The following is a 12,340-nucleotide window of genomic DNA, read 5'->3' on the forward strand; positions in this document are numbered from 1 at the left end:
TGGCCGGAGCCTCCCTGATCTATATACTTACGCAGATACTGTCCTGTCTGATGCTGATATACAACAGCCAGCCATTGTGCTCACAGCTTACTGCATTGGCCGCCAAGATTAAAGATTAACGCAGGCTCTGCCAGCCGAACAGAAGCTTTTCCAGTAACAGCTGTTTATTGGGATTTAACCGGAACATTACAGACTTACGTGCTTCATGCACTTCATCTGCAAACGAAAACAGGCGTTGCGGGTCTGCCCGGCGGGAAACCGCCAGTAGCATATTCTGAACATCCTTATGCCGCAGCAATTCAGTATTTTCCTGCCCCGCCGCAAGCCGGGCAATGTCATTCACCAACCCGTAAAGCCAGGCCAGAATTAACTCCAGATCTTCCTTATGCAGAGCTTGCGCCACTTCAATGGTGCTGCGGCGGTTTTTCAGTATATCCGCCAGGCCAGCCAATACCTTGCTTCGCAATCCCAGATAATCCTGCTGTTTGTAAGCCATGGCCTGCAAAGGTGAATTATGCGCAATGCGTAACAGTTGCTCAGCATCCTGCGTGTCCATCGCCAACTGAGTACCCAGCCACTGAGCGGCCATTACTCCGTCCGGCGCCACGCAGTCAACGCGCTGACAGCGGCTTTTAATGGTTGGCATCACCTGACCGGAACGGTGGGTAACCAACAGGAGCACAGTATCCTTACCCGGCTCTTCCAGCATTTTTAACAGCGCATTGGCCGCATTGACGTTCATGCTTTCTGCCGGGTCAACGATGACCACCCGATAGCCACCCTGCTGGGCTGTGGAATAGATAAACTCGGTCAGCTCACGGATCTGATCAACCTTGATGGGCTTACCCGGCTCATCAGGCTGCAAATGAAACAGGTCAGGGTGGCCGCTGCTCTGCGCCAGTTCGCAGCTGCGGCAATGACCACATGCCGCATCATGTTTTGGCGATTTGCATAACAGATAATTGGCGGTTGCCAGCGCAAAACAGGCTTTACCGATTCCCCTTGGGCCATTCACCATCAGCGCATGAGGTAACCGACCCTGCTGCTTAAGGTTGCACAGATACTGCCAGCGCTCCTTAAGCCAGGGCAGCACTACCGGATGATCTTGCCAGAGCTCTTCACTCATTTGAAATTCCTGTGAAATTATCTGTTAAGCCGTCGGATGCTGCTCAAGAAACACACCCATCACCTTGCAGATCTGCGCCTGAACCTCAGCCAGTGAGACGGAGGCGTCAATAACAGCAAACCGCTGAGGATCATCAGCAGCCCGCTGCAGATAAGCAGCACGCACCCGCTCAAAAAAGCCAATTTGCTCCTGCTCGAAACGGTCCAACGCACCACGCTTAGCTGCACGGGCAAGGCCAATTTCAACCGGCACATCAAGCAACAGGGTAAGATCCGGCTGCAGCCCCTTCTGAACACGCTGCTCAAGGTCAAGAATCAGACTCTGATCCAGCCCCCGGCCACCGCCCTGATAAGCAAAGGTCGCATCAGTAAAGCGGTCACACAGTACCCACTGCCCGGACTGCAATGCAGGCTTAATCACTGTCTGCAAGTGCTGCGCACGGGCAGCAAAAACCATCAGTAACTCAGCATCATCAGCAACCGCCTCTTCACGGGGCGACAGCAACATCTCCCGCAGCTCCTCTGCCAGAGGCGTACCGCCCGGCTCACGGGTCAGGGCAAAGCTGATACCAGCCTCAGCCAGCATGCTTTCAATAAATGCCAGATTGGTCGATTTACCTACGCCCTCTGTACCTTCGAGTGTAATAAAACACCCCTGACGATCACTCATATACTTCCTTTGGTTATTCAGGTGCGGAACGGTATGACGCTTTACGCTTTAACTGATATTCACGTACCGCTTTATTGTGCTGCTTAAGGGTCGCGGAGAACTGATGACTGCCATCTCCCTTAGCAACAAAATACAGCCACTTTTTACCTTCCGGATGCAGCGCAGCTTTAATGGCTTCACGGCCTACCATGGCGATCGGCGTCGGTGGCAACCCGGGAATTGTATAGGTGTTATAAGGTGTAGGGGTACGCAAATCTTTACGGCGGATATTACCTTTATATTTATCCCCCATACCATAAATGACTGTCGGATCCGTCTGCAGGCGCATCCCGATCTGCATACGACGCACAAACACCCCGGCAATCACCGGACGCTCAGCACTCAGACCGGTTTCCTTCTCCACGATGGACGCCATAATCAGCGCTTCATACGGGTCTTTATAGGGTAAAACCTTGCTTTCAAACTTTTCTGCCCGTGCCTGCCACTCTTCAGTCAGCACTTTTTTCTGCAGCTGATGGGCTCTGCGTAACAGGTCCAGATCAGTCATCCCCCGCTGAAACTGATAAGTATTTGCCAGAAAACGCCCTTCAGGATGCTGACCTTCAAGCCCTAAAGCGGCCATCAGTTCTCCGTCACTCATCCCATCGGTTTCGTGTACCAGCACATCACTTTCGGCTAAACGCTGACGCATCTGCTTAAATGTTGAGCCTTCTATCAGCGTAAAGCGGTAAGAAATACTTTTACCTTCCACCAGTTGTGCAACCAGCTGTCTCGGCGTGACACCCGGTTCAATCTGATATTCGCCGGCTTTCAGTAAATGCCCGACCTTTTGCATACGCACATAAAACGCCATCCAGTCAGGTTTCGACAACAAGCCCCGCTCGGCAAGCTCACGCCCTACCCGCGGAAAGCTGCTGCCGGACTTAACCAGCACGATCTCCGGCTCATCAAGCTGTAAAGGCTCATCCAGATAACCATTAAGTGAACGCCAGCCAAAATAAAGCGCCAGGGCGACCACCGCCAGCGTTAACAGAAATGAAAAGGCGATTTTACGTAACATATACTTCCCGTTGTTATTATTGCTGTTCCGCCAGCCACCGGCTCAGCTGACGGCTTAGGGTACCGATCTGCCAGCGCTGCTGCAAACCCGCTGATATACATTCAGTGACTGGCCAGAGGCCAATAACGCTGTTGGTCATAAAGACCTCATCTGCATCCAGCAGATCGGCCGGCTGATAACGGCCCACACTGACCTTAATCTTTAATTCCCGTACCCGCTCAATCAGTCGCTGACGGATAATGCCGTCAATTCCGCAGTAAGTCAGATCAGGCGTGAACAACTCACCGTTACGTAGCCAGAACAGGTTACTCATTGTCCCTTCTACGAGATAACCTTCCGTGTCACAGACCAGCCCTTCCGCAATGTCAGACTGCTGCCATTCACTGCGGGCCAGCACCTGCTCAAGCCGGTTGAGATGCTTAATACCTGCCAGTTGAGGATTCAGCCCCAGACGGGTTTCGCAGAGGATGACACGGATACCGTTCTGCTGCGGATCAGCCGGCCAGGCCGGAAAAGGATTGAGTTGCAGAATACGGTTCGGCGCCAGCGGCTCAGTGACCGCATATCCACGCCCCCCGGCACCACGGGTGAGAATTATCTTGAGAACGGCGCGCTCAGGCAGAGCCTTCGCTGCCAGAAGCTTAACTAAATCATCAGAAAATGCATCTAACAGATTGTTATCGAAGGGAATTCCTAATCGATTCGCCCCAAGTTCCAGACGCTGCATATGCAGCTTCCAGTCCTGCGGATTACCTTCTTTAAGCGTCAGAGTTTCAAACAGTCCCTGACCATAGGCCAGTCCACGGTCCTGCACACTGAGCTCACTGACCGGCTGGCCATTGACGATACAACTAAGCATGGGAATTCTCTCTGTAACGATACAGCGCATATACTGCCCTGTAGAAATAATAAAGGCGTGCCCGGCACGCCTTTATTTTATACCGCTCAGACTTTTCGGAAAATCAGGGTACCGTTGGTACCGCCAAATCCGAAGGAGTTGGATATAGCCGCTTCGATTGTTGCCTGCTGCGCGGTATGCGCCACATAGTTCAGGTCACAGCCCTCAGACGGGTTATCCAGGTTGATGGTTGGCGGTGCAACCTGATCACGGATGGCCAGCACGCTGAAGATCGCTTCAACAGCACCTGCTGCACCCAGCAAGTGACCGGTCATCGACTTGGTGGAACTCATACGGACATTCGCCGCAGCCGCTTCACCCAGTACCAGCTTGGCTGCATTGGATTCAGCAATATCACCGGCCGGTGTCGAAGTACCGTGGGCGTTAATGTAGTGAATCTGATCGCCATTAAGACCGGCATCGCGCATGGCATTCGCCATAGACAGCGCGGCACCGCTACCGTCTTCCGGTGGTGAAGTCATATGGTGTGCATCATCACTCATGCCAAAGCCGACGACTTCAGCATAAATTTCCGCACCGCGGGCTTTTGCCGCTTCATACTCTTCAAGCACCATGACACCGGCACCGTCACCCAGCACGAAGCCGTCACGGTCACGGTCCCACGGACGGGAGGCTGCCTGCGGATCATCATTACGGGTAGACAGTGCACGGGCTGCAGAGAAGCCGCCCAGACCTAAAGGCGTAGTTGCCATCTCCGCACCGCCGGCGATCATCACGTCAGCATCACCGTACTGAATCATACGCGCTGCCTGACCAATATTGTGCGTACCGGTTGTACATGCAGTGGTAATGGCAATATTCGGGCCTTTAAAGCCGTACTTAATCGCCAGGTTGCCGGCAATCATGTTAATGATGCTGCCTGGCACAAAGAATGGTGAAATCCGGCGCGGACCACTCTTATTAAGAATATCATGGGTATTTTCAATCATCGGCAAACCGCCGATTCCGGAACCAATCGCGACGCCGATACGCGATGCGTTCTCCTCAGTGACTTCAAGACCTGCGTCCTGAATCGCCTGAATGCTTGCCACCATGCCGTACTGGATAAATAAATCCATTTTACGGGCGTCTTTAGGGTTCAGATAACCGTCGAGACTGAAGTCTTTAACAGACGCTGAAAAACGTGTACCAAAGGCAGATGCATCGAAATGAGTAATTTCAGCAGCACCACTGACGCCATTGAGTATATTCGCCCATGTCTCCTGGACAGTGTTACCTACCGGGCTAAGCATGCCCATGCCGGTGACGACAACTCTTCTACGAGACATTCAGATCCTCCTGGGGTTTGGTGACAAAAAGAAAAGCCGCACTATATCGCTATAGTTGCGGCTTCTCGGTATTCTGGGTATGTCGATTACTGATTTGCGTTAATGTAATCGATTGCCAGCTTAACGGTAGTGATCTTTTCAGCTTCTTCGTCAGGAATTTCAGTTTCAAATTCCTCTTCCAAAGCCATCACCAGTTCAACGGTGTCCAGAGAATCTGCACCCAGATCTTCTACGAAAGAAGCTTCAGTGGTAACTTCGTCTTCTTTTACACCAAGCTGTTCAGCGATGATTTTTTTAACGCGCTCTTCGATGTTGCTCATAACTCTTCCTATTTTTTATCGACAGTCACATCCGTAGATGCGAACAGGGATTTTATTAGAATCCGCCGCCTTGGATCAAGCCTAACGGCAATTTTATCCAGTGAGCTGCGGCCCATTATCAACAATTTGACAAAAAAAACAATTCCCGTGAGAGAACTTTAAGACATATACATGCCGCCATTGACGTGGATCGTCTCACCCGTCACATAGCCGCCGGCGTCGCTGGCTAAAAAACCAACAACAGATGCAATTTCTTCAGGCTGCCCCAGACGCCCTAAAGGAATCTGTGACTGCAGTGTATCTTTGTGCTCCTGCGCCAAACCACTGGTCATATCGGTATCGATAAAACCCGGTGCAACACAGTTCACAGTGATGTTACGGGAAGCAACTTCACGGGCCAGCGCCCGGCTGAAACCTTCCATACCGGATTTGGCAGCCGCATAGTTCGCCTGACCGGCATTACCCATTGACGCCACAACCGAACTGACGTTGATAACGCGGCCCCAGCGGGCCTTGGTCATACCGCGCAGACAGCCTTTCATCAGACGGTAAACGGATTTCAGGTTGGTATTCATCACTGAATCCCACTCATCTTCTTTCATCCGCATCATAATGTTATCCCGGGTGATACCGGCATTATTCACGATGATAGCAACCGCACCGTACTCATCCTGCACAGTTTTCACCACCGCTTCAACTGACTCACTGGATCCCACGTCCAGCTTAAGACCGGTACCGCTGACACCCGCCTGCTGCAGGTATTCAGCAATAGATGCTGCACCGTTGTCACTGGTTGCAGTACCGATTACCACAGCACCCTGGCGACCCAGTTCCAGCGCAATCGCCTTACCAATTCCCCGTGTGGCACCGGTAACCAGAGCTACCTTACCTTCAATGCTCATACTTTTCTTCCTATCATCACGATTCTGACGACCGTGTTTAACTTAATGCTTTTTCAAGTCCGGCCGGCTCATTAATTGCAGCCACATTCAACGGACGGTGTACCTTCTTATTGAGGCCGGATAACACCTTACCCGGACCACACTCAACAATGGTTTCAATTCCTTCAGCGACCATACCCTGAACACTGTTCGTCCACAGTACAGGGCTGTACAGTTGCGCCAGCAGATTCTGGACCAGCGCATCAACATCTGCCGGAGGCTGTGCGGTAAAGTTCTGCACAACCTTGATATCAGGCATGCGAATATCAATATTCGCCAGCGCCTGCTGCATCTGCTCAGCTGCCGGTCGCATCAGCGCACAGTGAGACGGCACACTGACAGGTAACGGCACAACGCGCTTGGCACCGGCTTCTTTACAGGCAGCACTTGCCCGTTCCACGGCATCTTTGTTACCGGCAATCACGACCTGTCCAGGGCAGTTATAATTAACCGCTGACACAACCTCATCACCGGCTGATGCTGCACAGGCCGCTTCGATTGCATCATCCGCCAGACCCAGCACTGCAGCCATTGCACCTGTACCTGCCGGCACAGCCTGCTGCATAAACTCACCGCGCAGCTTCACCAGATTCACAGCATCTTTAAAGTCAATCGCACCGGCACAGACCAGCGCGGTGTACTCACCCAGGCTGTGACCTGCCATAACCGCCGGCGTAGCACCACCCTGTTCCTGCCACAGACGCCATAAAGCAACACCGGCAGTCAGCAGCGCTGGCTGGGTACGGTCCGTCTGATTCAGATCCGCCTCAGGACCATCCTGAGTCAGCGCCCACAGGTCGTAACCCAGCACGTCGGATGCTTCAGCAAAGGTTGCTTGAATTACAGGATGAGATTCTGCCAGCTCAGCCAGCATAGATAGATGTTGGGAACCCTGTCCCGGAAAAGCAAACGCAAGAGACTGCTGCATTATTACCTCAATTCGCAGATGAATGCCCGAAACCTGTATCAACAAAACAGCATAACTACAGGCTCAATTGACAGCGTAGTTTACAGTATTCGCCTGAAAATAAAACGCCTTAACGGCTCAGTAAGATCTTTTCAGACAGTATTTAATCGCTATGAATTTTTTCCAGCTGAAGGTTAATGCAATTAGGCACATCCATGCTGACTTCAGCAACCGCCTGATCAATCGCATAGCCAAAACATTGCCTGTCAGCACCGCCATGACTTTTTACCACAATACCCTGCAGCCCCAGCAAACTGGCACCGTTACGCCTCCCCGGATCGATATAGCTGGCAATATCCTGCAATACCGGCTTTACCAGCCATCCCAGCAAGCGCCGAAACACACTGCCACTGAAACCATCCCGAAGCTGGCGACCAATCAGCCTCGCAACCCCTTCACTGCTTTTCAGCGCGATATTGCCAACAAAACCGTCACAAACCACCACATCAACCTTTCCGGCACAGATATCGTCGCCCTCAATAAAGCCGGCATAATTAATCCCGCCATGCTCCCTGATCAGCCGGGATGCCAGCTTTACCTGTTCATTCCCTTTAATTTCTTCTTCGCCGACATTCAGCAAGCCGACTTTAGGCTCAGCTATACCGGCAACCGCCCGGGTCATTACCGACCCCATAATGGCAAACTGCAGCAGATGTTCGGCGCTGCAATCTACATTTGCTCCCAGATCAAGCATATAGCTATCACCTTTACGGGACGGAATCGCAGTAATAATTGCCGGTCGGTCAATACCGGGAAGCATCTTCAGGACAAAGCGACTCAGTGCCATCAGCGCACCGGTATTTCCCGCACTGACACAAGCCTGTGCGCGACCATCAGCCACCAGGCACAGCGCTTCATGCATCGAGGTTTGCTTACGCTGCCGCAACGCACGGGAAGGTTTATCCGTATTACCGATTATTTTTTCGGCATGCAGAACCGTCAGGCGCTCAGCAAACTGCTGTCGCTCACCGGAAGAAATAAAAGCAGAGATTTTATCCTGCTGGCCCACTAAGGTCAGAGATAAATGAGGATGACGCGTCAGTGCATCAATACAGGCGGGTATAACAACGCGGGGACCGAAGTCCCCGCCCATCGCGTCAATCGCGATTCGCATATAGTCAGGCCGACTTACTCGTCGTCTTGCTGCGCAACAACCTGCTTACCGCGGTAGAAACCGTCAGCACTTACGTGGTGACGACGGTGAGTTTCACCGGTAGTTGCTTCTACAGATAGAGTTGGGTTGCTCAGAGCGTCGTGAGAACGGCGCTGACCGCGACGTGAACGAGTTACTTTGCTCTTTTGTACTGCCATGGGTTGTAGCTCCTATTATCAAAGCTTAATCAAGCTTACCGCCTTTCAGTGTGGCTAAAACACTGAAAGGGTTAGTTTTATCTGAATCTGTGTCTGTCGAAATATCCGTTACTTCTTCACCGAAGGAAGTCTGGATGCTGCAGTCATCATGGTATGGCACAATTGGCAGCGTCAAAATCAGCTCTTCTTCAACCATTGTCAGCAATTCAAGTTCATCGCCTTCTACGATCAGCGGATCATAGTACTTAGGCAGATTCTTGGCATGCTCCTCAGTCGGCGCAATGGCCAGATTGAACTTCGCTTCGACATCAATTTCAACCGGTTCCAGACAACGCTGACAGGTCATTGCTAACTTGCCACCTGCACTGCCCTGAACCGTACGTATCTTCAGTTCATCACGATCAAACTGTAAATCGATCCATACAGAATTCTGATCATCAACTAACATTGATGTCAGATTCGGCATGAACTTCAGTTCAGTTGAACCTTCAATTCGTACTCCCCGCTCAGCAAGCTTACGCGGGTCTATTTTCTTTGGTATTGGGACGTTCGACATAAGCGCGCCATGATAGGGATCAAAATCCCTGCTGTCAAAGGAAATAACCCTTTGCAAGATAAAAAAAAGCGTTAATATCTACCGCTTACCTATCCTGTTAATCTGATTGGAATAACTGCCCGATGCCAGCGCTTGTTTTAGCCTCATCTTCACCTTACCGCCGTGCCCTTCTTGAGCGTCTGAATCTGCCGTTCAGCAGCGCCTCACCGGACATCGATGAAACCCCGCACCAAGACGAATCACCGGCGGATTATGTTGCCCGGCTGGCCCATGAAAAGGCCCTTGCACTGGCACCTCATCATCCTGACACCCTTATTATCGGCAGCGACCAGTGCTGCGTTCTGGACAATAAGATCGTCGGCAAGCCCGGCAACTTTGCCAATGCCAGCCAACACCTGCAGGCCTGCTCAGAAAAACACGTGACCTTTCTGACCGGCCTGTGCGTGCTTAACACGGCTGATGACAGCCATCAGGTATGCGTAGAACCTTACCATGTGCACTTTCGCACCCTGAGCCAAACGATGATCGAAAACTACCTGAACGCAGAACAGCCTTACGACTGCGCCGGCAGCTTTAAAATGGAAGGGCTGGGAATCGCGCTGTTCAGCAAACTGGAGGGAGATGATCCTAACAGCCTGATCGGACTGCCACTGATCCGCCTGATCAGCATGCTGGAGCACCAGGGGTTGCGAACGCTTTAAATAAGAAATTCAGGGAGCCGTCCCTTCTTCATGAAACACCGCCCGGGACTCTGCCAACGGCAAAACCTCCCAGGCGGCTTTTGAACCGACATATATATGCATGCCGATCTCAATATCCGGATCACCGTCAACGCAACCCAGGGTAACACCGTGAATCCGGCCTTCATAAATTCCGGTCAGGGTTGAGCCACAAAGCTTACAAAACTGCAGCCCAAAACCCTGCTTACCCACATACCGGGTCAGGAGGTTTTCACCGGCAACCCAACTGAACGCTTCCGCATCCAGCAGCGCATACGCTGAGGCCTGAGCACTGAAAGCTTTACGGCACAGAGAACAGTGACAGCTACGCGCATCACGCAGCCTGCCCTCTATCCGGTAACGAACCGCCCCACAAAAACACCCGCCGGTAATGGCCACCGGTTACTGCAACCGCACCGGTGAATCCAGCCCTAAATGAGTACTCATCGCTTTCGCAAAACTCACCCCCAGCTGATCAGCCAACTGCTTCAGCGGCGAGACCTTAGGCGAATACAAAATCAGCTTCTCAGCACCGACAATATCACGCGCCACTGTACTGCTACTGGCAAGACCGTCAACCAGCCCCAGCTCAAGCGCTTGCTCACCGGTCCACACCAGCCCCGTATACAGATCCGGATTATCCTGCAACCGCTCACCACGGCCAAGCTTTACCTGCTCGATAAACTGCTTATGGGTGGTATCCAGAACGGTTTGCCAGAACTGCTTGTCTTCGTCCCGTAACGGCGAGAAAGGATCCAGTAACGCCTTGTTGTCACCGGCAGTCAGAGCACGGCGTTCAACCCCGAGCTTGGACATCAGATCAACAAAACCAAAACCGGATGACACCACACCGATAGACCCCACCAGACTGGCCTTATCCGCATAAATTTCATCCGCAGCGGCTGCAATATAATACGCCCCGGACGCCCCTATATCGGTAATCACTGCATACAGTTTCTTTTCCGGATACAGCAGGCGCAGCCGTTTAATCTCATCATAGACATAGCCGGACTGTACGGGACTGCCACCAGGGCTGTTAATCCGCACCAGCACGGCCTTCGAATCTTCTGCTTTAAAGGCGCTGCGCAGGGAATGAATAATGGCGTCCGCATTAGCATCCTGACCATTGGCAATCGGGCCATTTACCTGAACAACAGCGGTATGTGGCGCTTCTTCCAGCACATCCGAAGAAAACGGAGACTGCAACAGAAAAACGCCGAGAATAATGAACAGATATAAGAACGTCAGGGATTTAAAGAAGATCCCCCAGCGCCGGGATTTACGCTGCTCACTTTGCAAACTCATGATCAGCCGCTCAATCAGCCGCCACTCTTTGGTTGCACGCAGATTCTTTTCTTCAGACTCAGTGCTTACCGTTATTTTTTCAGGTTGCGCTGCCACTGCGTCTGACGATTCAGAAGATGCTTCAGCTGTTGCCTGATCTGCTGATTTTACCCGCCCGGCAGCCTCATCCTCTGGCGCTGCCTGCCAATGCTTATCTGACACGTAATTCTCCTGGCACAGCCCACATTACTGCACCTATTATCTGTAACTGTATTTTAGACCCGTAAGCGCTATATCCATAACCGCTTACTGCCGGACAACAACTTTAAAACTAATCTTTCAGACAACGGCTTTCCAGCCAGTTAACCATTTCAGTAAAACTGTGCACTTCCTGCACCGGACTGAATGGCTGCATACGTTCCAGGGTATGCACCCCGTAACTGACCGCCAGACCATCCACGCCAGCATTAGCCGCCATTTCCATGTCGTACTCGGTATCACCGATCATCAGCGCATGCTCCGGTGCAACGCCGGTTTCCGCCAGAATTTCATGAATCATCAGCGGATCCGGCTTCGAAGCCGTCTCATCTGCCCCGCGGGACGCAACAAACACCTCCCCCAGCCCGGTAGAAGAAAATACCCGGTCAATCCCCCGGCGACTCTTGCCGGTTGCCACTGTCAGTACAAACCCCTGACGCTGCAATTTCTCCAGACCTTCCCTCACACCGGGAAACAGCTCAACAGGGGTCGGGTCATCTCCCAAAAAGTAATGCCCGTAACGCTCGCGCATTGGCTCGATCATATCCTCCGCAATACCGGGGATAAGAATACGGAACGCTTCCGGCAAACCCAGCCCGATAATGTCACGGATTGCACTGTCCGTTAATTCAGGCTGTTGCAAATCCCTTGCCGCATGCTGCATACAGGCAACAATCCGCGCAGCGGAATCCATCACGGTTCCGTCCCAGTCAAAAATCAGCAGCTTATACAAGCGACACTCCTTATAAACCCACAAAACCCGGCCGGAACAGAAAAAACTCTGTTAACCGGTAAGCCAGATAAAACACGAAAAATCAGCCGCCTACATTATATGAATAGCCCCGAAAGTAAACCGGGCAATTCACGTCACAGGACTTGTATGCACTGTTAGACTCAACTAGGCTAGTGAGTTCACTCAGAATTCTCTGACACGCCAGCTTC

General features: G+C 52.0%; 15 protein-coding genes. 1 reads left to right on the plus strand and 14 read right to left on the minus strand.

Translation table 11 applies throughout. From position 1 onward, the window contains the following. Positions 1-115: 115 nt before the first annotated feature. From PCI15_RS12450 to PCI15_RS12500, 11 genes are all read right to left on the minus strand, one after another. Complete coding sequence (locus tag PCI15_RS12450) at positions 116-1,126, minus strand: DNA polymerase III subunit delta' (RefSeq protein WP_271270288.1); 1,011 nt, start codon at positions 1,124-1,126, stop codon at positions 116-118. 24 nt (positions 1,127-1,150) lie between these two features. Then, positions 1,151-1,795 (minus strand): dTMP kinase, encoded by a 645-nt coding sequence (gene tmk, locus PCI15_RS12455; RefSeq protein ID WP_271270289.1) that lies wholly within the window; start codon positions 1,793-1,795, stop codon positions 1,151-1,153. A 13-nt stretch (positions 1,796-1,808) separates the two neighbouring features. Then, positions 1,809-2,855, minus strand: a complete 1,047-nt coding sequence (gene mltG, locus PCI15_RS12460; protein WP_271270290.1) for an endolytic transglycosylase MltG — start codon at positions 2,853-2,855, stop codon at positions 1,809-1,811. Positions 2,856-2,871: 16 nt separating this feature from the next. Then, on the minus strand, positions 2,872-3,714 hold the full coding sequence (gene pabC / locus PCI15_RS12465; RefSeq protein WP_271270291.1) for an aminodeoxychorismate lyase: 843 nt from the start codon (positions 3,712-3,714) through the stop codon (positions 2,872-2,874). Positions 3,715-3,800: 86 nt separating this feature from the next. Then, positions 3,801-5,042, minus strand: a complete 1,242-nt coding sequence (fabF, locus tag PCI15_RS12470; protein ID WP_271270292.1) for a beta-ketoacyl-ACP synthase II — start codon at positions 5,040-5,042, stop codon at positions 3,801-3,803. 86 nt (positions 5,043-5,128) lie between these two features. Further along, on the minus strand, positions 5,129-5,362 hold the full coding sequence (gene acpP, locus PCI15_RS12475) for an acyl carrier protein (protein ID WP_205656449.1): 234 nt from the start codon (positions 5,360-5,362) through the stop codon (positions 5,129-5,131). A 158-nt stretch (positions 5,363-5,520) separates the two neighbouring features. After that, on the minus strand, positions 5,521-6,264 hold the full coding sequence (gene fabG / locus PCI15_RS12480; protein ID WP_271270293.1) for a 3-oxoacyl-ACP reductase FabG: 744 nt from the start codon (positions 6,262-6,264) through the stop codon (positions 5,521-5,523). A gap of 37 nt (positions 6,265-6,301) precedes the next feature. Continuing rightward, positions 6,302-7,231, minus strand: a complete 930-nt coding sequence (gene fabD, locus PCI15_RS12485) for an ACP S-malonyltransferase (RefSeq protein WP_271270294.1) — start codon at positions 7,229-7,231, stop codon at positions 6,302-6,304. A 142-nt stretch (positions 7,232-7,373) separates the two neighbouring features. Continuing rightward, on the minus strand, positions 7,374-8,384 hold the full coding sequence (gene plsX / locus PCI15_RS12490; protein WP_271270295.1) for a phosphate acyltransferase PlsX: 1,011 nt from the start codon (positions 8,382-8,384) through the stop codon (positions 7,374-7,376). 14 nt (positions 8,385-8,398) lie between these two features. After that, a complete protein-coding gene (gene rpmF, locus PCI15_RS12495; protein ID WP_205656453.1) occupies positions 8,399-8,581 on the minus strand; it encodes a 50S ribosomal protein L32 in 183 nt (60 codons plus the stop codon). Between the two features lie 25 nt (positions 8,582-8,606). Next, complete coding sequence (locus PCI15_RS12500) at positions 8,607-9,137, minus strand: YceD family protein (RefSeq protein ID WP_271270296.1); 531 nt, start codon at positions 9,135-9,137, stop codon at positions 8,607-8,609. Between the two features lie 122 nt (positions 9,138-9,259). Here PCI15_RS12500 and PCI15_RS12505 point away from each other — a divergent pair, with 122 nt between their 5' ends. Next, positions 9,260-9,838, plus strand: coding sequence for a Maf family protein (locus PCI15_RS12505; protein ID WP_271270297.1), 579 nt, complete (start codon positions 9,260-9,262; stop codon positions 9,836-9,838). Between the two features lie 9 nt (positions 9,839-9,847). On the opposite strand, the gene PCI15_RS12510 is transcribed toward PCI15_RS12505, so the two are convergent. The 3 genes from PCI15_RS12510 to PCI15_RS12520 all read right to left on the minus strand — a co-directional run bounded on the left by PCI15_RS12510 (position 9,848) and on the right by PCI15_RS12520 (position 12,131). Next, the gene (locus tag PCI15_RS12510) at positions 9,848-10,255 is read right to left on the minus strand and encodes a GFA family protein (protein ID WP_271270298.1); all 408 of its coding nucleotides are present in this window, start codon (positions 10,253-10,255) and stop codon (positions 9,848-9,850) included. A gap of 3 nt (positions 10,256-10,258) precedes the next feature. Next, positions 10,259-11,236 (minus strand): signal peptide peptidase SppA, encoded by a 978-nt coding sequence (gene sppA, locus PCI15_RS12515; RefSeq protein WP_271274612.1) that lies wholly within the window; start codon positions 11,234-11,236, stop codon positions 10,259-10,261. 235 nt (positions 11,237-11,471) lie between these two features. Continuing rightward, positions 11,472-12,131 (minus strand): HAD-IA family hydrolase, encoded by a 660-nt coding sequence (locus PCI15_RS12520; protein WP_271270299.1) that lies wholly within the window; start codon positions 12,129-12,131, stop codon positions 11,472-11,474. Positions 12,132-12,340: the final 209 nt, after the last annotated feature.

Source organism: Aliamphritea hakodatensis (assembly GCF_024347195.1).
GTDB classification, from domain to species: domain Bacteria; phylum Pseudomonadota; class Gammaproteobacteria; order Pseudomonadales; family Balneatricaceae; genus Amphritea; species Amphritea hakodatensis.